Consider the following 20538-nt stretch of genomic DNA (forward strand, 5'->3'; position numbering starts at 1 on the left):
CTGCAACGCAAGGTGTAAGCCACCATTCGCACTGGTACGGTCCTGCCCGTTGCACCACCAACGACGGGGAGAGACGACGATGCGCAAGGTATTGCTGCTGTTGATCCTGCTGACCGGACTGGCGCCCACCGCCTGGGCTGCCACGGTCAAGACCACCCACCGCACCCTTCCCAGTTGGGATGGCACGCCCCTCGGGGTCTTTGTCATCGAACCCCAGGACGCAGGTGGCGGCAAGTACCCGCTGCTGGTGATGCCCAGCAGCTGGGCCGTTCCCAGCGTGGAATACGTAGGGGTGGCACAGTCCCTGGCCAAGCGCGGCTATGTGGTCCTCAGCTACAGCTCGCGCGGCTTCTGGGAGTCCGGCGGGGCCATCGATATCGCCGGGCCGGCCACGGTCGAGGATGTCAGCGCATTGATCGACTGGGCGCTGGACAACACCCAGGCCGACCCGGCGCGGATCGGCGTCTCGGGCATCTCCTACGGCGCCGGCACCAGCCTGCTGGCGGCGGCACGCGATCCCCGCATCAAGGCGGTGGCCGCCCTCAGCGGATGGGCCGACCTGCAGGCGTCGCTGTACGCCAACGACACCCCCAGCGCACAGGGAATCGCGCTGCTGGTGGCCGCCGGCCTGGTCACCGGCCGACCCGGGGCAGAGCTGGCCACGATCAACCGCAACGTGGTGGTCGGCAACTACCAGGGTGCAGTGGAATCGCTGCTGCCCGTGGCCGCCATCCGCAGCCCCGCTGCGAGCATCAGCGAGATCAACGCCAACCAGCCGGCCGTGTTCCTGGCCAACGCCTTCAACGACAGCCTGTTCCCGCCGGGTCAGCTGGTGGACTTCTTCAACCAGCTGAAAGGCCCCAAGCAGCTGCAACTGCGCCACGGCGACCATGCCCTCAACGAGGCCTTGGGCGCACTGGGTATTCCAAACGAGGTCTACGACTCGGCGGGTGACTGGTTCGACCATTACCTCAAGGGCGTGGCCAACGGCATCGACCGCGAGCCGGCGGTGCAGCTGAAGTCGCAGAAGGGCAGCTGGAGCAGCTACCCGAACTGGCAGGCGACCAACAGTGGTGCGGTCAGCTACGCGTTGACCGCACCCGGCGGCATGCTTCTGCCCACTGGCGGCCTGGCTGAGAACGGGCGCAGCAATGGCTGGAACTACCGCATCGGCAGTGGCCTGGGGACCGCCGCCAATTCCGGCGTGGCGATGGTGTCCGGCTCGCTGCAGATGATCAACATTCCGCCGGGTGCGTACGTGCCTTTCATCGGGCGCAACGCCGCCGGCGTCTGGCAGGGGCCGGTGTACTGGAACGCACGCCGCCTGGACGGCGCGCCGGAAGTGCGCGTGACCGTTACCCCCAGCCGCGCCAACACCACGCTGTATGCCTATCTGTACGCGGAAGATGTGCTGGGCAATGGCCAGCTGATCAGCCACAAGCCCTACACCCTGCGAGGCGTTGCGCCCGGCCAGGCGACCACCCTCGATCTGCGCCTGGAAGCGAGCAGCTGGAACATTCCGGCGGGCAGCCGGCTGACGCTGGTGGTCGATACGGTGGACCTGCGCTATGCAGGCATCAGCCAGTTGGGCGGGGTGGTGACCTTCAGTTCGCCCGCGTCCGCACCATCGGTGCTGAAGGTGCCGTTGCATTGAGTTGCAAGCGGGCGCCCGTCGTTGCGGGCGCCTGCTTGCGTTGGTTACGCTGTTCGCATTCATGACGCATGGAGTATTCGATGGGGCCGGAAACGCTGATCGGCACAGCGGCAGCCGCCATCGCGCTGGTGGTAGTGCTGGCCCTGTTCAACAGGAAGCGACAGCCACCTTCGCGGATCTTCAAGTGCGGTCGCTGCGGCAGCGCCGCTCACCACAATGATCGCACCAGCAACGCCTGGCGCAATGGCAAGACCCGGTTCTTCTGCCAGGCCTGCCATCGCCAGTGGCTGCAGTCACAGCCGCCGTCCGAGCGGAGAAGCGGCGACGCTCGGAGCGATTTCACATCCACCACCAGCAACAGCAACGGCGGCTGCCTTGGCGTGCTCGCCCTGCTGGCCGTGTTGCCACTGGGCGGATGGCTGGCCTGGGCCTGTATCTGACACTACGTGTTGTGCCGTGCTGCAGCGCGCGGGGCCTCCTGCCATCCTGTCAGATCCAGCTGAGGACACCAGAAGACACCTGCGGACTGCGTGGTGCACTCAAAGCTTGCCGGCCGTCCTGTAGCGGGACGCACCCTGGTCGATGAGCATCCGCAGCTCGTGCAGCAACGCCGGATCCCAGGCATCGAAGTTGAAGCAGGACTTTCCTTGCATATGCTTCTTCAGGGCCGGGCTGATGCCCACCAGAAGCTCGGGAAAGGTGTAGACGGGCATGAAGTGGAATGAATGCCTGCGGCCCGATGCCTTCACCGCGCCGAAGAACTGCGCCTTGCCCTTGGCGTCTGCGTTCCTGCAATTGGCGTAGAAGCGACCAGGATCATCGTGTACCACCAGAAGATCGGCCTTGTAGGTGAGCAGCAGATCCCGCAGGGCGACGAACAGGTCGGGCGACGGACCGTCCAATGCACTGTTCGGCTGGGAGGCAGGCAGGCGAGGGTTCTTCATCGAAGTCGGCCCGGAGGGGAGTGCAGCGGGGATATCGTGCGCAGGTTCTGCCGGGCCAGCCTAGCACGTGCCCAGAGGCGGGTAAGGGCGCGATCGGTGCTGCCCGGATACAGGCGTCGGGCAGAGGAGGATATGGGTCCTGATGGTACGGGCCAGTGTTGGCAGATGGAGATGGACTTGCAGCCTCGAGCACCTGAACATGGCGCTGCAAACACACCCCCCGCAACCTGGCACCTCGATGAAGACTCTGGCTTTGATCGCACTTTCTCTTTCCATCTGCATCAGCCTTGCCGGATGCATCGCCCCGTTCCGCGTCAAGGCGCGTGAATATGCGGCCGCCGGCACGACCGCGCCCAAAACGCCGGCTCCGTCGATTCCTGCAGCGCGACCGCGGTGACGGCGCGGAGCAGCAATGGGCGAGGGCTTCGGCGCTGTTGAAAGCAGCGGGCCCGATGCTGCCTCCTCAGGGCTGCACGTGCTGTGTGTGCACCATCTGCACCACCACCTTGCCCTTGGCGCGGCCGCCGTCCATGTGGGCCAATGCTCTGCCGGTATCCTCGAAGGGAAATACCGTGTCCACCACCGGGCGCAGGGCGCCTGATTCGACCAGTGCGGTGACCTGTTCCAGCTGTTGCCCATCAGCACGCATGAACACGAAGCTGTACCGGATGTTCCTGCGCGCGGCCTTGCGGCGGATGCGAAGGCTCAACAGGCGCAGCACCTGCCGAAGCGGCCAGGCCAATCCTCTTGCCGCACCGAATGCCGGCGTGGGTGGCCCGGAAATGGAAATCAGGTGACCGCCGGGCTTGAGGATGCCGAGGGATCGATCGAGTTCGTCGCTGCCGAGGCTGTTGAGGACCACGTCGTAGTCACGCAGCACGGCAGCGAAGTCCTGCTGCCGGTAATCGATGACGACGTCCGCACCGAGTGCCTTCACCCAGGCAACGTTGGCCGTGCTGGTGGTGGTGGCGACGAAGGCGCCCAGGTGCTTGGCAAGCTGGATCGCAATCGTGCCGACGCCACCGGAGCCGGCCTGGATGAAGACCCGCTGTCCCTTCTTCAGTGCTGCGGTTTCGACCAGCACCTGCCAGGCGGTCAGTGCCACAAGTGGCAGGGCGGCCGCCTCGACCATGCCAAGGTTCTTCGGTATTGGTGCTACCGAAGAGGCCTTGACCGCGATGTACTCGGCAAATCCGCCGATGCGATCATCGTCCGGGCGGGCATACACCGGGTCGCCCGGCTTGAACCGGCCTGCGCGATCGCCGACCCGCACCACCGTCCCGGCCACATCGTTGCCCAGGATCAACGGAAAGCGATAGGGCAGGATCTGTTTGAACTCGCCGTGCCTGATCTTGCTGTCCAGTGCATTCACGCCTGCGGCATGAACCCGGATCAGGACATCGTCGTCGCCCACATGCGGCTCGGGCACGTCGGCGATGCGGCCGACGTCCTTGCTGCTGTAGCGGTCAATGATGAAGGCTTTCATGGCGGACGGTTCCTGCAGTGATGGGGCCGGGTGGATGCAACGGAGGCCGGCCTCAGGCGCCGGTGCGGTAGCGCTCTGCGGCGTGCGCCTGGTGGATGTCGCCGAGCAGGGCCTGACGTGCGCCATCCAGCGTGTCCCAGCGTTCGGCCACGTGCAGCGGCGGAATGGTCACCGTTTCGCGACGATCGAAGCCGACCAGCGCTGCATCGACCAGTTCGCCAACGTCCATCACTTCAGCAAGCGTGGTGATGTCGATACCGGCGCGTTCCCAGATCTCGGTGCGCGTGGCAGCGGGCAGCACCGCCTGCACATGGACGCCCTTCGGGGCCAGTTCCTGGCTCAGGCCCTGCGACAGGAACAGCACATACGCCTTGCTCGCGCCGTACACGGACATGCCGAACTCCGGTGCAAGGCCAACCACCGATCCGATGTTGACGATCGCGCCGTTGCCGGCACCGACCAGCCGCGGCGCAATGGCGGCGGCCAGGCGCGTGAGCGCGGTGGTGTTCAGGGTGACCAGGCGTTCGATGGCGTCGGCCGACTGTGCGAGGAAGTCGCCGGACTGGGCGATACCGGCATTGTTGACGAGGATGCCGATGCGCGCATCGTCGCGCAGCCGTGCCTCGACCGTGGCCAGCGCGTCAGCCTGGGTGAGATCGGCCGGCAGTATGTCCACCGCCACGCCGGTCTCTTGGCGCAGTCGTGCGGCGAGTGCTTCCAGGCGGGCGCTGTCACGCGCGACCAGGACGAGGTCATGTCCGCGCCGCGCGAAGCGGTCGGCATAGGTGGCACCGATGCCGCTGGAAGCGCCGGTGATGAGGACGGAAGGGAGGACGGACATGATGGGCTTCTCTGGACGGGGGACGTGTCGGATGCGGGCGGCCGCGTTACTGCGCGTGCGCTTCAGCCAGGGTGGGGTAGTCGGTGTAGCCTTCGGCGCCACCGCCATACAGCGTGGCCGGGTTCAGTGCCGCCAGCGCTGCGCCGCGCTTGAGGCGCTCGACCAGATCGGGGTTGCTGATGAACGGGCGACCGAAGGCGACCAGATCGGCCTTGCCTTCGGATACACGGGCGCTGGCCAGCTGCAGGTCGTAGCCGTTGTTGGCCAGGTAGGTGCCGTTGAAGCGACGGCGCAGCCCATCGAAGTCGAACGGTGCCACATCGCGCGGGCCACCCGTGGCGCCCTCGACCACATGCAGGTAGACAATGCCCAGTGCGCTGAGTTGATCGACGATGTAGTCGTACTGGGGCTGCGGATCGCTGACGGTGGAAATGGCATTGGCCGGCGACACCGGCGAAATGCGCACGCCGGTGCGGTCAGCGCCGATTTCGCGCGCCACCGCAGCGGTCACCTCAAGCAGGAGGCGGGCACGGTTCTCGACCGAGCCGCCATACGCGTCGGTGCGCTGGTTGGCCCCGTCCTTGATGAACTGTTCGAGCAGGTAGCCGTTGGCGCCGTGGATCTCCACGCCGTCAAAACCCGCTGCGATGGCGTTGGCAGCGGCCTGGCGGAAATCGTCGACGATGGCGGGCAGCTCGTCGATTTCCAGGGCGCGCGGCTCGGACACATCGACGAAACCATTGTTGACGAAGGTCTTGGTCTGCGCGCGGAGGGCCGAGGCGGAAACCGGCGCGGCGTTGCCGGGCTGCAGGTCGACGTGCGAGATGCGGCCGACGTGCCACAGCTGCACGAAGATGTGCCCGCCGCGTGCGTGCACCGCATCGGTGACGGTGCGCCAGCCGTCGATCTGGTCCTGCGTGTACAGCCCCGGGGTGTCCTGGTAACCCTGCGCCTGCGCCGAGACCTGGGTGGCTTCGGTGATGATCAGGCCGGCCGATGCGCGCTGGGCGTAGTAGGTGCTCGCCAGCGGACTGGGCACCAGGCCCTGGCCGGCGCGGTTGCGCGTCAGCGGTGCCATCACGATGCGGTTGGCCAGCGTCAGCGGGCCGAGGGGATAGGGCTGGAAAAGCGTGGCGTCGGACATGGGAGGGTGGGCTCGTCTACGGAGGAGGGGTCTGGATCAATGATGATGACCATCATCATTGATGTCAATGGTTTGATGATGAATATAATCTATGTGTGTTAAAGTGCCCTCCACACGCGACAGGACTCCCAAGGGCGAAGGCTCATGAAGGTCACCAAGGCACAGGCTCAGGCCAACCGGGCACACATCGTCGAAACCGCCTCCACGCTGTTCCGCGAGCGCGGCTACGACGGCGTTGGCGTGGCCGACCTGATGGCCGCCGCTGGCTTCACCCATGGCGGCTTCTACAAGCATTTCGGCTCGAAGGCCGACCTGATGGCCGAAGCAGCCGCCTGCGGCCTGACCAGCTCGGCTGCAGCGGTGGCTGATCTGGATGTGCAGGCATTCGTGAGCGAGTACCTGTCCCGCGCGCACCGCGACGGGCCCGGCCAGGGTTGCACGCTGGCGGCGCTGTGCACCGACGCGGCGCGGCAGACGGACGCGGTCAAGGCTGCCTTCGCGGCCGGCATCGAGGCCAGGCTGGCAACACGTGCCACGCAGGAGGGGCAGGCGCAGCGCGATCCGGGCGATGCGGCGCGTGCGCGCAGGATTGCGCTGATGGCTCAAGCGGTCGGCGCGCTGGTGCTGTCGAGGTCCTGCCCGGACGAATCGCCGCTGGCGGACGAAATCCTGGATGCATGCCGGGCGGATCTGCTGGCCCGGTTGCCAGCTGCGTCCAGCCGCTGAGCTGCGTCCTGCAGCGCTAGCCGGACGTGCGCAGCAGCGCCGCAACCGCTTTTGCCGTCGCCTTGGCCGACTGCGGATTCTGGCCGGTGACCAGCCTGCCATCGACAACCACCTTCGGCACGAACGGCAGTAGTCCCTTCTCGTACAGGGCTCCTCGCCGGGACATTTCCGCCTGCGCGTTGTATGGCATCTGCCTGGAAACACCCGCCAGGATTTCCTCGGTCCAGGAGAATCCTGTTACCCGCCGGCCCTGCACCAGCAGTTTCCCATCGCTCAGCCGCGTATTGAGCAGGCCGCAATAGCCGTGGCAGACCGCCGAGACGATTCCGCCCTGCTCATGGATGCCCCGCGTGATTTTCTGGATGCCCTCGCTGTCCGGGAAATCCCACATCACCGCATGCCCACCGGTGAAGTAGATCGCGTCGTACGCGGCAGCGTCGACGTTGTCGGGGGCGAGCGTGTTGTCCAGCAGTGCCATGCGCTCCGGATCCTGCAGCCATGCCTTCGCCGAATGGTCCAGCGCCGGCCATTTCAGCGAGCGCGGCTCAAGCGGTGAGTGCCCGCCGCGCGGGCTGACCAGGTGCTGTTCATGGCCTTGCCCGGCGAACAGGTCGTAGGCATGCGTCAGTTCCGACAACCAGAGCCCGGTCCTGTGGCTGGGGTCATCGTAATGCGCGACGTTGGTGACAACATGAAGGATGCGACGGTTCATCAGATACGCCTCTGGCTCATTTTCCGGTTTCCCATTCGTGCTTGATCTGCCGCAGTCCTGCGTCGTAGCTGGTTACGGGAAAGTCGGGAAAGCGCTGCTTGAACTTTCCGGATTCGAAGCGATTGTCATGCTCATAGCGCGGCAGCAGCTCCCGAATCTCGCGCGCACCTTTCGAGAACAGGCCGGCGATGTACAGCGCAGTCCTGCCGAGGGTGGCGTGGGTGTCCGGCCTGCCGAACACAGTGCAGGCCAGGGTGGCGAACTGGGCATAGGTCAATCTCGGCTCACTGCAGGGCAGATGCCACGTCTGGTTCTGCGCGTCGGGCGTATTGCCCAGCAGTGCGAGCGCGCGACTGGCGTCGGGCGTCCAGATCAGCGTTCTGAGGGTATCGTCGCGCAGTGGCACGCGCGGCGACTTGCCAGCCTTCAGCCTGTCGATGACGAGGGCATTGGTGAAGCTCTGCGTGCTGCCCGGTCCATAGAATTCCGGTGCTCGGGCGATGGTCACGGCGATGCGCCCGGCTGCCATCTCATCCAGGACCATGCGCGCCATCTCTGCGCGCACGCGTGCCTTCCTGCCGGCCGGTGCGAACGCGGTGTCCTCGGTCTGCGCAGCCGCCGTCTGCGGATACATGTAGGTATTGTCGAAGTACGCAAATGCAGCGCCGGTGGCGACGGCGGCATCCAGTGCGTTCTTCAGCATGGAAGGAAACTGCCGCTCCCAGAGCCCTGAATCCGGCGGCAGCCCTGCGGTGAAATAGACGATGTCGCTGCCTTCAACGGCTTTCAGCGTCTGCTCTGCGTCCAGCAGGTCCGCCGGCACAAGCTGGTCGCCCGTGTTGACCGGCCGCGGCGTGCGGCTCACCAGGCGAAGGTCGTCGGTGTACGTGCGCCTCAACGCGCGCGCCAGTTCCTGGGCGATCTGGCCGTTTGCTCCCAGAATGGTCTGCATCTCTTTTCCTTGGGCGTCTGGGCCTCTGATCGCCCGGGTGGAAGTTCAGCCCAGGGCGCCCGCATTTCAGTGCCGCGCGGGTGCTCGCCAGACCGCCGTCGGCAACCTCTCACGCTGACGGTCGCGGCAGTGTATGTTTAAAGTCAACTTGAAGGTCAAGGGGCAGTGGCAGGATGAAAATCGGGGATCTGGCCAAGGCCACCGGCCTGGCCCCATCGCGTATCCGGTTCTATGAGGCCGAAGGCCTGATCAGCGCGCCGCCCAGGGGGAGCAATGGCTACCGGATCTATTCCCCGGACGTATTGGGCGTGCTGCAGATCATCGACAACGCGCAGCGCGTCGGCTTCTCACTTGATGAGATCCGGCATTTCCTGCCTGGGGGCACGCAGGCGTGCGATCACCAAGGCCTGGTCGAGTCGCTGGGCAGGCGCCTGGCCGAGATCCGACGCTTGATCCTGCAACTGCAGGAGAACGAAGCGCGCCTGCTGGGCATCATCGAGGGTGTCACCCAACGTCCTGAGGGCATTTCCTGCACCGACAACCAGCTCAGGCTGATGGACCTGCTGGATCCTCCACGGCGCCAGCGGGGCGGGCGCGCCGGGCGATCAAGCAGAAGAACGAAGTGACACTCCGTTGGCCGCAGGCCGCAGCGTCAACCTGCGTCGGTGGCTGCGCCCACATCATGCAGGCTGCGTAGCTTCTTCTTGTTGATCTTGCCCACGCTGGTGCGTTCCAGCGAATCGACGAAGCTGACGCGGTCGGGGATCGCGTAGCGGGAGATATCACCGGAGCGGCTGCGCGCTGCGACCAGTTCGATGATCTCCGCCTCGGTCACATCGCTGCCGTGCTGCCGGACCACCAACGGCAGCGGTCGTTCGCCCCATTTCGTATCGCTGATGCCGATCACCGCGACCTCGTTGACCGCCGGATGCAGGGCGATGATGTCCTCCAGGGCGAGCGAGGAGATCCACTCGCCACCGGTCTTGATCACATCCTTGATGCGGTCGGTCACGCGCAGGTAGCCGCTGCCATCGATGTTGCCGATGTCCCCGGTGTGCAGGTAACCGCCGGCCCATAACGCCGTGGAAGCGGCCGGATTGTGCAGATAGCCGTGGGTGAGCCAGGGCGTGCGCACCACCACCTCCCCGGTGGCGATGCCATCGTGGGCAACATCATTCATGCGTTCGTCGACGATGCGCAGGTCAACCAATGGCACCGGAATGCCGGCCTTGGTGCGCAGGGACAGCTCCTCGTCCGGGCCGTCCACGGCGTCGGCATCGATCTGCGCGAGGGTGAGCAGCGGGCAGGTTTCGGACATGCCGTAGCCGCCGAAGATGTCGATGCCACGGGCCAGTGCCTGCTGCGCCAGTGCCCGCGGTAGTGCCGCACCGCCGATGATCACCTTCCAGCGGCGCAGGTCGGTATCGGCAGCGGCGGGATGGCCCAGCAGCATATGCAGGATGGTCGGCACGCAGTGCGAGAACGTCACCTTCTCGCGGGCGATCAGCGCCAGCAACGCGCCCGGCAGGTAGCGACCGGGGTAGACCTGCTTGATGCCCAGCAGCGTGGCCACGTACGGCATGCCCCAGGCATGGACATGGAACATCGGCGTGATCGGCATGTAGACATCGTCGCGGTGCAGGCGGCCCTGGCTGGACGCGCTGCCGAGGGCTGCCATCGCCGCAAGCGAGTGCAGTACCAGTTGCCGATGGCTGAAGTACACGCCTTTGGGCAGGCCTGTGGTGCCGGTCGTATAGAACGTGGTGGCGCGGGTGTTCTCGTCGAAGTCCGGGAAGCGGGTGATGGGCGTGGCCTCGCGCAGCCCGGCCTCATACTCGGTCACGAAGCCCGCTGGCAGCGGGCCCTCATCATCATCCAGCAGGATGCGCGTGCGCACGTCCGGCAGCTGTTCTTCGATGGCGTCCAGCACCGGCAGGAACTCGCGGTTGGCCAGGATCACCCGCGCACCGCTGTGATTGAGCGTATAGGCAATCTGCTCGGGCGCCAGGCGGATGTTCACCATCATCAGCACCGCTCCGATCATCGGCACGGCGAAATAGCTCTCCAGGTAGCGGTTGCTGTCCCAGTCCATCACTGCCACGGTATCGCCGCGCTTTACCCCCAGTGAGGTCAGCAGCCCGGCCAACTGGCCGATGCGCGCCTGCAGGGTGCGGTAGTCGAAGCGGACCTTGTCGCCGTAGACGATCTCCTGCCGTGGACGCACTGCCAGAGATGTCAGCAGCAACTGCTTGATCAGCAGGGGGTAGGCATGAGGCTCGGCGGCGGGCGCGTCTGCGGCGGTGGCGAATGACATGTGGTCTTCCTGATGGGGCGGCGCGTCAGCGGCCGGGGGGCGCGGGAATGGACAGCTGCTCGCGCAGCAGCGGCGCTTCCGCGCGTGGGCTCGGCTGGATGAGTGCATCCTGCGGCAGCGCTCGCGCTGGATCTTCAAGGTGTTCCCACACCTGGTCCATCGCCGCGAACAGGTAGGGCAGCAGCGGGACGTAGCGCTTCCGGTAGTCCGGGAAGGCCAGCAGCGAGTCGAAGTGCTGTGCCTTGTTCACCCGCCAATAGGCGATCTGCGCCCCGGCTTTGCGGGCAAGTGGCACGTAGCGATCACTGGTCATGCTGATCGGTACCAGCCCGTCGTCCAGGCCATGGATGACCACGATCGGCAGGCCGCGACGCGGCGCCTTGGCAGTCGCTGCGGCGACGCCGGCGCGTACCCGTCGGGCATCGGCGCTGTCGCCCTCGCCGAGTGCACGCAGGCAGTTCAGGCCACGCAGCGGATCAGCTGCCGCCCCGGTGGCATTGCCGTCCACCAGAACCACGCCGCTGCCCGGCGGGATGCCACTGCCCTCGCTCCACCAGGTTGCACGAACCTCGGCCGTGGCCGCGTGGGGTCTGCCGTCGGTGCCGGCGGCCGAGAAGCTGTACGCGCAGGGATGTTCGCCCGTGGCGTAGCGTCCATAGGCTGACGAGTAGGTCGCTGCGATGGCGCGCCACAGATCGAAACCGGTGGAGAATGCACCGGCGCGAAGTGCATCGGCGCTCAAACCCGCGTCGAGCAGCTGCTGCCGTGCCGACCGTGCCTGTGCTGCAGTGTCATCGCCTTGCACCAACCCAGCGGATTTCAGCGTGGCACATCGCTGGGTCCACCCTGGCACGGCCTGCGCCCGCATCGGCGGTTGTGGCAGATCGTCCTCCGTCAGCAGGGCACAGGGCATCAGCAACGCGGCCTGGGTCACGAAGTCGTACAGCGGCGGAGCGCCTGCCACCGAGACATTGGGTTCGCCGGCCACCATTGCATCGAACCAGTCGCCTTCGATCTCCGCCGCGCGCAGCACGGCGCCACCGCCATTGGATACGCCCACGCCCAGCGTGCGTGTATTGGCCGCAGTGAACGGGGCCGATTGCGGATAGGCGCGGTCCAGCGCCTGCAGGCCGAACTGCAGCGCCTGCAGCAGATGGCGGCCCCAGTCCGCTTCCGGGTTGTCACCGGAATGGGCATGTTTGAAGGCGATTCCCTGCGTGGCTGTCGCACCCGCAGGAATGAAGGCCAACGCGCCTTGGCTGGCTGGCGTGCCGTCTGCCTGGAACCCGGCCTTGGCGTCCAGATCGTAGTAATCACTGCCGGCGCCCTTGTCGGTATAGGCGACCGCGCAGCCATGTGCCAGGCCCCAGCTGCCGGCAACCGCGATCGCGCCATGGATGCCACGCGAGCCGGAAGATGCCGCGACGACCAGGCAGCGCCGCGCGGCGTCGAAGCTATCGGGCACCTGCACCAGTACCCGATGGGGATGGCGGGCGCCGGGAACGCGCGCATAGGCGGAGAATTCGCGGCCGGGTACCGCCTGCAGGCTGCCGTAGACATCGCCAAAGCCGCCGCCGGGTGTCAGGTCGGCGATGCCGCGCCAGCTGCTCCAGATCGCACGACGCCGGACTTCCTCGGCCGTGGGCTGGGCCGGGTTGGCAAACGCCGGCGCGGTGGCCGAGCGCAGGGCGTCGATGCCCAGGCCTGCGGTCAGCAGTTCGTCGCTGCCGCGATGCACGGTTTCCCGCCACTGCTCGAACGCCGGAACAGCGGTAGTGGGGCGGGGCGGAGCGGCGTGGGTGCTGGAGATGCTGCCCAGAAGCAATGGCAGCGCGGCGCACAGCAGCATGACGGGGCGGTGGATGTTCATTGCTCCACCCTAACCATCCGGGCGGCACACGCCAGCGTACCTTGGTACCCGTGCCCAGGCGCAGGCGATTTGCTAACCTCGGCTGGACATGCCGACCCTGCTCATCGCCGATGACCACCCCTTGTTCCGCGCGGCGCTGCATCGCGCCGCCGAAGAGGCGGTGGCTGACCTGCAGATCAGCGAGGCCGATTCGCTGCACGGCGTGCTCGAAGCGATCGAGAGCCAGCAGATCGATCTGATGCTGCTGGACCTGCACATGCCGGGCAACCACGGCCTGGCCGGACTGGCAACCATACGCGCGTTGCAACCGGGGCTGGCGATCATCATCGTTTCGGCCAATGAAGAGCCGCACGTGATCCGCCGCGCCATCGACCTGGGCGCAGCCGGGTATCTGCCCAAGAGCTCGGGCCTGACCGACCTGCAGTCCGCACTGCAGACCGTGCTGGAAGGTGAGCGCTGGATACCGGCGCTGCTGCGCGAGCCGGTGGCGCGGGTGGCGCCCTTCAGCAAGGACGCCGATCTTGCCGCGCGCTTGTCCAGCCTGTCCGCGCATCAGTACAAGGTGCTGAGCCTGGTGGCCGAAGGGCTGCTCAACAAGCAGATCGCCGACCGGCTGGGCGTGCAGTTGCGCACGGTCAAGGCACACATGACCCGCATCATGGGGCGACTGGGCGTACGCAATCGCGCGCAGGCCATCCGCGTGCTGCACGAAATGGGGTTGACCGACCCATCCCGGCAGATCGAAGACGCGCAGGACGCCTGAACCTTCGTCAGGTCCTTTCCGTGCTGGCCGTTGCCAGCAGATGGTTGATCGCCCAGCGCAGCGCCAGCGGCTTGAACGGTTTGTTCAGCAGTGACAGGCCCACACTGCGCACCGCCTCGCGCGTGTCATTGCCGGTATCGGCGCTGAGGATCACCGTCGGCCGCGCGCCATGTACGGTGACGAGGCGCTTCCACAGTGCGACGCCGGTATCGCCCTCATCAAGGTGGTAGTCGAACAGCCACAGTGCCGCCTCATGTGCTGACGCACCCAGCGCAGCGACATCACGCGCCGCGATGACATCGCAGCCCCAGGCAAGCAGCATCAGCCGCATTGCCTCCAGCGCCTCCGCATCGTTGTCGACCACCAGCACGCGGATGCCCTTGATGCTGCTGTTGCCAGCGGCGGGCTCAGTGCGTGGGGCCTCAGGCGGCGCTGCACGCGCCACGGTGATGGAAAAGGCCGAGCCGCGATCCAGTTCGCTTTGCAGTTCCAACGGTGCATGCAGCAGGTCGGCAATGCGGTGCGCGATGGTCAGGCCAAGACCGAGGCCCTGGCCATTGCTGCGGTCGCCACGGTGGAATTCCTCGAACACCACGGCTTGTTGCTCCGGCGCGATGCCGGGGCCGCTGTCATGCACGCCGATCGACAGTGCCTGGCCGTGCCGGCGAACGCCCAGCAGTACGCCGCCACGGCGGGTGTAGCGGATGGCGTTGGCCAGGAAGTTCTGCAGTACGCGGCGCAGCAGCAACGGGTCGCTGTGCACCCACGCGCGGGTGCGCACATGGCGGAACTGCAGGCCGCGTGCCGCGGCCAGCACGGCGAACTCCTGCGCAAGCGGCTCCAGCACGGTCGACAATGCGAACGGGCGCGGATCGGCCACCAAGCCACCGGCTTCCAGTCGCGAAATATCCAGCAGGCCCGACAGCAGATCGTCGGTGGAATCCAGCGCGCCGCGAATCTGGCGCAGGAAACTGTCCAGGAATTCCGATTCGATGTGCTGCGACATGGCGTCGGTCAACAGTTGCGCCGCATGCAGGGGCTGGATCAGGTCATGGCCGACCGCGGTCAGGAAGCGGGTCTTGGCCACGTTGGCCCGCTCGGCTTCATGCACGGCCTGTTCAAGCCGGGCGGTGCGGTCCTGTACGCGACGCTCCAGGGTTTCGTTACTGCGCTTGAGCGCGTCCTCTGCCCGCCGGAAGGCGGTGACATCGGTGAAGGTGGCCACGTAGCCGCCACCGGGCATTGGGTTGCCTCGGATCTCAACGATGGTGTTGTCCGGGAAAATCCGCTCGGAAAGGTGCGGCGTGCCGCGCCGCATGTGCACCACCCGCCGCTGCAACGCCTTGTCGCGCGAGTCACCAGGGGTGTCGCCGATCTTCAGCTGCCCCAGTGCCCACGCCGTCAGGTTCGACACCGGCTGCCCCACCTGCAGCAGCTCCGGCGGGAACTTGAACAGCGCGGCGTAGCGGCTGTTCCAGGCCACCAGCTGCAACTGCGCATCGACCACGCTGATGCCCTGGCTCATGTTCTCCAGGGCAGCCTCCAGCAGGCGCTGGTTGAAGCGCAGTACCTGGGTGGCTTCACCGACCGCGCGGGTAACAGCGTCCAGCGGCGCTGCGCCACCATCGCGTGCCGCCTCCACCAGCAGCCGCGCCATGCCTGCACCGACCACGGCGGTCAGTTCGCGCTCGATGGCAGTCACCCGGTCGTCGTCCAGCATCTGCCCGGCGTGCCCGTCCATCAGCTGGCGTGCCCGTTCCTGGCCAAGGAAGCGCCCAGCCGTCTTGCGCAACGATGCAGCAGCCACCGCGTCGCGCTGCCGAGGCACAGAAGGACGCACCGCGCGCGACACCAGCACCACGGTTGCCAGGTTGACCGCCAGGCTGGCGCCCATGCTGATGGCGATATGGCCCGGCTGCATGCGCAGCGAGAACATCGCCAGCCAGTGCAGTCCGTCGGGACCGGCCGACGCCAGCGGGGCAGGGAGCACCATGGGCAGCAGCACCAGCCACAACCAGACCAGCGAGCCCAGTACGATGCCGGCGATGATGGCCGGGGAGGGCGTGCGCGGACGGTACACCGCCAGCAGCACCGCCGGTGCCAGCTGCGAGAGCGCGGTGAACGACATCAGGCCGAAATCGCTGAGCGCCTCGGTGCCGCTCATCGCACGGCTGTACAGCCACGACATCAGGAACACGGCGAGAATGCCGGCGCGCCGGAAGGCCAGCACCCGCGGTCGTAGATCCGCGCCGGTGTTGAAGCCGTTGACGCCGCTCAGCAGGCGCGAGCCCACACCGTGGTTGCCGAGCATGATCGACAGGGTCAGCCCGGACAGGATCATCATGCCGGTGGCGGCACTCAGACTGCCCAGGTATGCCAGCAGTGCCAGCAGGTGATGGCCGCGCTCCTGCGGCAGGGCCAGCACGTACAGATCCGGCGTCATCGAGGGCGGCAGCTGCGCGGCACCGGCCAGTGCCATCGGCACCGACGGCAGGCCGATCAACAGCAGGTAGACCGGGAACAGCCAGCGCGCCGTCTTCAGGTCCGATGACTGGCGCAGCTCGACCACGCCCACATGGAACTGATGGGGCAGGGTGAACGCGGCCATGGCACCGAGCGCCACCATGGTCAGGTAATCCGGCACCACCGCCGGCGGCGGCAGGTGCGCCATCTTCTCAAGCAGCGGCGTGCCGGCCTTGTGCACCGATAGCGCGGCATACAGGCCAATGGCCAGCAGTGCCGTCAGCTTCAACAGCGATTCCAGGCCCAGCGCGACCACGATGCCGCGGTTGTGTTCGGTCGCCGACGCCTTGCGTGCGCCGAACAGGGTGGTGAACGCCGCCATCGTCAGTGCGAACCAGAACGACACGTCCAGCTGCCAGCCAACGGGTGCGAACTGGTCACCGAGCAGGGCGGCAAGGCCCTGACTGACCGCTTTCAGCTGCAGCGCGATGTAGGGAATGATGCCGAACAGCGCGACCAGGGTGATGGTGATGCCCAGCCCTTGGTCGGCACGCAGTCGCGCGACCACCAGGTCGGCGATGGTGGCACTGTTGTGCTGTTTGGCCAATCGGCCCAGCCGCACCAGGAACGGCAGGCCGAAGGCAAAAATGAGGGCCATGCCGATCAGTGTCGGCGGAATCGGGAAGCCCCATTGCACGCCCTGCGAGGCAGCCCCGTAGTAGGTCCACGCCGTGCAGTGCACGCCCAGTGACAGCGCGTAGATGGCTGGCCATACCTTCGACAGCCGATGCCCCTGGCGTTCCCCCCACAGGGCGACGCCGAACAGCAGCACGGTCCACGCGATGCAGGCGAACAGGACGATGGAAGGCGTCAACATCGCTCCAGTGTAGAGAGAACCGCGGCCGGCGGGCAGCCGGCCCGCCCCGCGCGGGAGGACGGTGCGGCGCTAGTCGGCGAGCACGATCAGCGACAACTGTTCGGCGACCACGGCTGTCTCGCCGGCGGGAACCACTTCCACGGTCTTGTGCTGGGTCAGCAGCCACTGCCCGGGCCTGCGCGCTTCCAAGGACATCAGCTGCGCGCGTACCCGTACCTCGGAACCGCTCGGCACCGGCGCCAGGAAGCGGACCTTGTTCAAGCCGTAGTTCAGTACGTGGGCGATGCCGGGAAAACCGGCCAGGGCCGCCACGTCGTCCTCTACGGTAAGCGAGAGCAGAAGGAAGCCATGGGCGATGGTCTGCCCGCCCGGCAGGCCGGTCCGTGCGCGGGCGGGATCGGTGTGGATCCAATTGTGGTCACCGGTGGCCTCGGCGAAGGCATTGATGCGCGACTGCGCGATGCGCGTGCTGCCGCTCAGCCGCTCGCTTGCCGCCCATTGGTGCAGGGCCTGCAGGGCGGCAGGCAGCGCATCCCTCGACACGCCGGAACTCATCGCACGCGCTCCAGCAATGCCAGGATCGCGTCACGCGCCTCGGGCTCGGACAGCATCGGCGCATGACCCACCTCCGGTACTTCGACGAGGCGGGCGTTGGGCGATGTAGCTGCCATCTGCTGCGCGACATCGGCAGGCAGGATGTCCGACAACGCCCCACGAACCACCAGCACCGGCACGCGTGCGGTCAGCCCACGCACCGCGCGCCACAGCACCGGGCGCAGCAGCCACAGCAGCCACGGCCGCGTGGTGCGGATCACCGCCGGGTCGTAGTCCAGTTCCAGCAGGCCATCGCTGCGCTGGCGGAACGTGCGTACGGCCATCGCCCGCCAGTCGTCGCTGGTGAAGCGGGGGAACGCGGCCTTGCCGATGGATTCCACATAGGTCGTGGCCTGTGCCAGGTCCATCGGCGGCACGGGCTTGCCGGCATACTTGCCGATCCGCGCCAGCGCTTCGCGCGGCACCTTGGGGCCGGCATCGTTCAGAACTGCCGCGGCGATCAGCCCGGGCGCACGCGAGGCCAGGGTGATGGTGACCAGCACCCCCAGCGAGGTGCCGACGAATACCGCCTTGTCGATGTTCTGTGACCGCAGCAGCGCCACCATGTCGTCGGCATAGGTGCGCGGGTTGTAGCTGGACGGGTCCGATGCGCGTTCCGAACCTGCGCGTCCTCGCAGGTCAACCGCGATCACCCGCCAACCCGCAGCAGTCAGCGATGCGGCCAGCGCATCGAAGTCGGCGCCATTGCGGGTCAGGCCGGGGATGCAGACCACGGTGCCGCGCGCCGGCTGCGCGCCTGCAGGAGCATGGTCACGCGCATGCAGGCGCAGGCCATCGTCACTTTTCCAGTACAGATCATCGTAAGACGGTGTCATGCAGAAGCTTCCTAGAAATCGTAACGGACGCTGAGGCTATATTGGCGCGGCGGCCCATAGAAACCAATCAGCGTGCCAACCGCCGGAATGTTGTAACCGGTGGTGCGGTATTCCTTGTCGGCCAGGTTGGTACCCTGCAGCGAGAAGGTCCAGGCGTCGTCAAGCTTCCAGGTCACGCCGGCATTGACCAGCCCGTAGCCGTCCTGGCGGATCACCGGGCTCAGATCGGTGGTCGGCCACACTTCACTCTGGTAGCTGTAGCTCACCCGTGCGGACAGGTTGCTGCCATTGGCCAGGTCGGTGCGGTACTCCACGTTCAACGCGCCCGAGAAGTCCGGTGCGTTGGTGAACTTCATCTGCTTGGCCACGTTGACGCCGCGGTCCATGTACTCGTCATACTTGGCATCCAGCCAGGCCAGGTTGCCGGAGATCAGCCAGTGCTGGCTGGGCAGGTACTGGTACTCGATTTCCAGGCCATTGATGGTGCCGGCGCCGGCATTGGTGAAATCGCCGAAGAAGGCATCGTCTACACCGTCGCCGTTGGTATCGATGCCGGTGAACACCGACAGCTGGATGTCCTTGTACTTGTTATGGAACGCCGACAGGTTCAGGAACAGGCGCTGGTCGAGGAAGGCCATCTTGCTGCCGATCTCGAAGCTGTCGACCGTCTCGTCATCGAATGGCTCGGCCGAGCGTGGCACGGCAACAGCATTGGCGCGGATGTTGTAGCCGCCGGACTTGAAGCCACGCGTGGCCAGGCCGTAGACCATGATGTCCGGGGTGATCTGGTAATCCAGCGACACCTTGGGCGAGATGTTCTTGAAATTGGTCTTCTTGTCGAAATCGGCGGCGACCGCGATCGGACGGGTGAACGTCGCATCGGAGTAGAAGCGGTTGAGCACGATCGCGCGCTTGTCCTCGTCGGTGTAGCGGGCGCCGACGTCCAGCTTCAGCTTGCTGGTCAGGTCGAACGTCCAGTCGGCATACAGCGCGATGCTGTCGGTGAGCACCTTGCCACGGGTGTCGCCGAACTGCAGGTTGAAGAAGTTGTTGCGGATCTGTCCACCGGCCTCGCCACTGAACTGGTACAGGCCCACCACGCCCCGCGCGCGGCCGCCGGCATCGTAGTTCAGCTGCACCTCGTTGCTGACCTGGTCGTCATGGTAAGTGCCACCTACATCGGCCAGCTTGACCGGCGTGCTGTCGAAGTCGATGTTCGCGTCGCTGTCCGACTCGCGCTTGGCCACCACGTACTTCAATGCAACGTCTTCGCTGGGCCGCCAGTTCACCGTGGCCGAGGCGCCCTTGGTCTCCACGCTGTTGAGGTTGCGCATGCCCGAGCGGATGTCGTAGCGGTCATCCATCGGCGGGTAGGCGCGCACGAACGGGTTGGGTGCCAGCATCTTCGAGCCACGCATGCCGGACTGGTCATCGATCCAGTCCAGGGCGAACTGCACGTCGAAGTCGTCGCCCGCATGCGCACCCAGGTTGAAGCGTGCAGCATTGATCTGCTTGTCACTGACCGGCTGGTCGGTGAAGGTGTTCTCGCCGAAGCCGTCACGATTCATGCTGGCCACCGCCACGCGCGCGCGCAGGCCGCTGTCGGCCCCGCCGATCGGGCCGCCGATCGCCGCCTTGGCGTCCAACTGGCTGTAGTTGCCCACGGTGATCTGGGCGAAGCCTTCGGTCTGGGTGGGCAGGCCGCGCGAGATGTACTTGATGGCACCGCCAATGGTGTTCTTGCCGTACAGCGTGCCCTGCGGACCGCGCAGCACCTCGATGCGCGAGACATCGAACACGTCCAGCAACGCGCCCTGCGGACGGGCGATGTAGACGTCGTCCAGGTAGATGCCCACGCCCGGGTCAGCGCCCCAGGTAGGGTCGGACTGGCCGATGCCGCGGATGTAGGCGGTGACCGTGCTGCTGGCGCCGCGCGCCGCGTAGATGGTCAGGTTGGGGACCTGTCCATCAAGGTCGCTGATGTCCTGGACGTTCATCTTGTCCAGGGCTTCGGACGTAAAGGCGGTGACGGCAACCGGCACCTCCTGCAGGGTTTCCTCGCGCTTGCGTGCGGTCACCGTGATGCTGTCCAGGTTGGTGGCCGAAGCGGTGCGGGCGGCTGCCGGCGCGCCCTGCGGTGCGTCCTGCGCCAGAACCGGCCCGGTGGCCAGCAGTGTGCCGATCATCAGGCTCAAGCAATTCCGTTTCATTCGGTCCTCCCCCAAGGCATGTACGCGGCGAATGGCCCATTGCCACCCATGGACGCTAGGCTAGCGGCGCGGTTGCGCACCGGCGAGTGGACCTAGGTCCAGTCGGCAGCGGTCGCCAGATCCGGATACTGGGCGCGTCCCCACCCGGAAGC

The 20538-nt window shown here is 66.4% G+C and carries 18 protein-coding genes; 6 read left to right on the plus strand and 12 right to left on the minus strand.

What is annotated here, in order from left to right:
- Nucleotides 1–79 precede the first annotated feature (79 nt).
- Both ABIA73_RS01685 and ABIA73_RS01690 read left to right on the plus strand, forming a co-directional pair.
- Nucleotides 80–1654 (plus strand): alpha/beta fold hydrolase, encoded by a 1575-nt coding sequence (locus tag ABIA73_RS01685; protein ID WP_354275322.1) that lies wholly within the window; start codon nucleotides 80–82, stop codon nucleotides 1652–1654.
- 80 nt (nucleotides 1655–1734) lie between these two features.
- A complete protein-coding gene (locus tag ABIA73_RS01690; protein ID WP_354275323.1) occupies nucleotides 1735–2094 on the plus strand; it encodes a hypothetical protein in 360 nt (119 codons plus the stop codon).
- A gap of 99 nt (nucleotides 2095–2193) precedes the next feature.
- Here ABIA73_RS01690 and ABIA73_RS01695 read toward each other — a convergent pair whose 3' ends face one another.
- Nucleotides 2194–2598, minus strand: coding sequence for a hypothetical protein (locus ABIA73_RS01695; protein WP_354275324.1), 405 nt, complete (start codon nucleotides 2596–2598; stop codon nucleotides 2194–2196).
- A 238-nt stretch (nucleotides 2599–2836) separates the two neighbouring features.
- Between ABIA73_RS01695 and ABIA73_RS01700 the strand changes: the two genes are divergently transcribed.
- On the plus strand, nucleotides 2837–2995 hold the full coding sequence (locus ABIA73_RS01700; protein WP_223495158.1) for a hypothetical protein: 159 nt from the start codon (nucleotides 2837–2839) through the stop codon (nucleotides 2993–2995).
- Between the two features lie 66 nt (nucleotides 2996–3061).
- On the opposite strand, the gene ABIA73_RS01705 is transcribed toward ABIA73_RS01700, so the two are convergent.
- The 3 genes from ABIA73_RS01705 to ABIA73_RS01715 are packed head-to-tail and all read right to left on the minus strand — an operon-like array spanning nucleotide 3062 to nucleotide 6069.
- On the minus strand, nucleotides 3062–4084 hold the full coding sequence (locus ABIA73_RS01705) for an NADP-dependent oxidoreductase (RefSeq protein WP_354275325.1): 1023 nt from the start codon (nucleotides 4082–4084) through the stop codon (nucleotides 3062–3064).
- A 52-nt stretch (nucleotides 4085–4136) separates the two neighbouring features.
- On the minus strand, nucleotides 4137–4925 hold the full coding sequence (locus tag ABIA73_RS01710) for an SDR family NAD(P)-dependent oxidoreductase (protein WP_223495154.1): 789 nt from the start codon (nucleotides 4923–4925) through the stop codon (nucleotides 4137–4139).
- A 46-nt stretch (nucleotides 4926–4971) separates the two neighbouring features.
- Nucleotides 4972–6069 (minus strand): alkene reductase, encoded by a 1098-nt coding sequence (locus tag ABIA73_RS01715; RefSeq protein WP_354275326.1) that lies wholly within the window; start codon nucleotides 6067–6069, stop codon nucleotides 4972–4974.
- Nucleotides 6070–6213: 144 nt separating this feature from the next.
- Here ABIA73_RS01715 and ABIA73_RS01720 point away from each other — a divergent pair, with 144 nt between their 5' ends.
- Entirely contained in the window at nucleotides 6214–6795 is a 582-nt protein-coding gene (locus ABIA73_RS01720; RefSeq protein ID WP_140226949.1) for a TetR/AcrR family transcriptional regulator, read from the plus strand.
- Between the two features lie 16 nt (nucleotides 6796–6811).
- Here the strand turns inward: ABIA73_RS01720 and ABIA73_RS01725 are convergent, their stop codons facing one another.
- Together ABIA73_RS01725 and ABIA73_RS01730 are read right to left on the minus strand one after the other, a co-directional pair.
- Nucleotides 6812–7507: a type 1 glutamine amidotransferase domain-containing protein gene (locus ABIA73_RS01725; RefSeq protein WP_140226950.1), complete on the minus strand. Its 696-nt coding sequence runs from the start codon at nucleotides 7505–7507 to the stop codon at nucleotides 6812–6814.
- Between the two features lie 16 nt (nucleotides 7508–7523).
- Entirely contained in the window at nucleotides 7524–8459 is a 936-nt protein-coding gene (locus ABIA73_RS01730) for an NAD-dependent epimerase/dehydratase family protein (protein WP_025874514.1), read from the minus strand.
- A 173-nt stretch (nucleotides 8460–8632) separates the two neighbouring features.
- Here ABIA73_RS01730 and ABIA73_RS01735 point away from each other — a divergent pair, with 173 nt between their 5' ends.
- Nucleotides 8633–9085: a MerR family transcriptional regulator gene (locus ABIA73_RS01735; protein WP_059064246.1), complete on the plus strand. Its 453-nt coding sequence runs from the start codon at nucleotides 8633–8635 to the stop codon at nucleotides 9083–9085.
- A 26-nt stretch (nucleotides 9086–9111) separates the two neighbouring features.
- Here the strand turns inward: ABIA73_RS01735 and ABIA73_RS01740 are convergent, their stop codons facing one another.
- Together ABIA73_RS01740 and ABIA73_RS01745 are read right to left on the minus strand one after the other, a co-directional pair.
- Entirely contained in the window at nucleotides 9112–10773 is a 1662-nt protein-coding gene (locus tag ABIA73_RS01740; protein ID WP_354275327.1) for a fatty acid--CoA ligase, read from the minus strand.
- 25 nt (nucleotides 10774–10798) lie between these two features.
- Nucleotides 10799–12643: a 3-hydroxybutyrate oligomer hydrolase family protein gene (locus ABIA73_RS01745; RefSeq protein WP_354275328.1), complete on the minus strand. Its 1845-nt coding sequence runs from the start codon at nucleotides 12641–12643 to the stop codon at nucleotides 10799–10801.
- An 88-nt stretch (nucleotides 12644–12731) separates the two neighbouring features.
- Between ABIA73_RS01745 and ABIA73_RS01750 the strand changes: the two genes are divergently transcribed.
- Nucleotides 12732–13406, plus strand: a complete 675-nt coding sequence (locus ABIA73_RS01750) for a response regulator transcription factor (RefSeq protein ID WP_025874518.1) — start codon at nucleotides 12732–12734, stop codon at nucleotides 13404–13406.
- A 7-nt stretch (nucleotides 13407–13413) separates the two neighbouring features.
- Here the strand turns inward: ABIA73_RS01750 and ABIA73_RS01755 are convergent, their stop codons facing one another.
- From ABIA73_RS01755 to ABIA73_RS01770, 4 genes are all read right to left on the minus strand, one after another.
- Entirely contained in the window at nucleotides 13414–16746 is a 3333-nt protein-coding gene (locus ABIA73_RS01755) for a hybrid sensor histidine kinase/response regulator (RefSeq protein WP_354275329.1), read from the minus strand.
- Between the two features lie 69 nt (nucleotides 16747–16815).
- Nucleotides 16816–17301 (minus strand): MaoC family dehydratase, encoded by a 486-nt coding sequence (locus tag ABIA73_RS01760; protein WP_354275330.1) that lies wholly within the window; start codon nucleotides 17299–17301, stop codon nucleotides 16816–16818.
- Nucleotides 17298–18176: an alpha/beta fold hydrolase gene (locus tag ABIA73_RS01765; protein ID WP_354275331.1), complete on the minus strand. Its 879-nt coding sequence runs from the start codon at nucleotides 18174–18176 to the stop codon at nucleotides 17298–17300. Before ABIA73_RS01765 ends, ABIA73_RS01760 begins: the two co-directional genes overlap by 4 nt.
- 11 nt (nucleotides 18177–18187) lie before the next feature.
- On the minus strand, nucleotides 18188–20362 hold the full coding sequence (locus ABIA73_RS01770; protein WP_354275399.1) for a TonB-dependent receptor: 2175 nt from the start codon (nucleotides 20360–20362) through the stop codon (nucleotides 18188–18190).
- Between the last annotated feature and the right edge of the window lie 176 nt (nucleotides 20363–20538).

This window comes from Stenotrophomonas sp. 2694 (assembly GCF_040548715.1).
GTDB lineage: Bacteria > Pseudomonadota > Gammaproteobacteria > Xanthomonadales > Xanthomonadaceae > Stenotrophomonas > Stenotrophomonas indicatrix.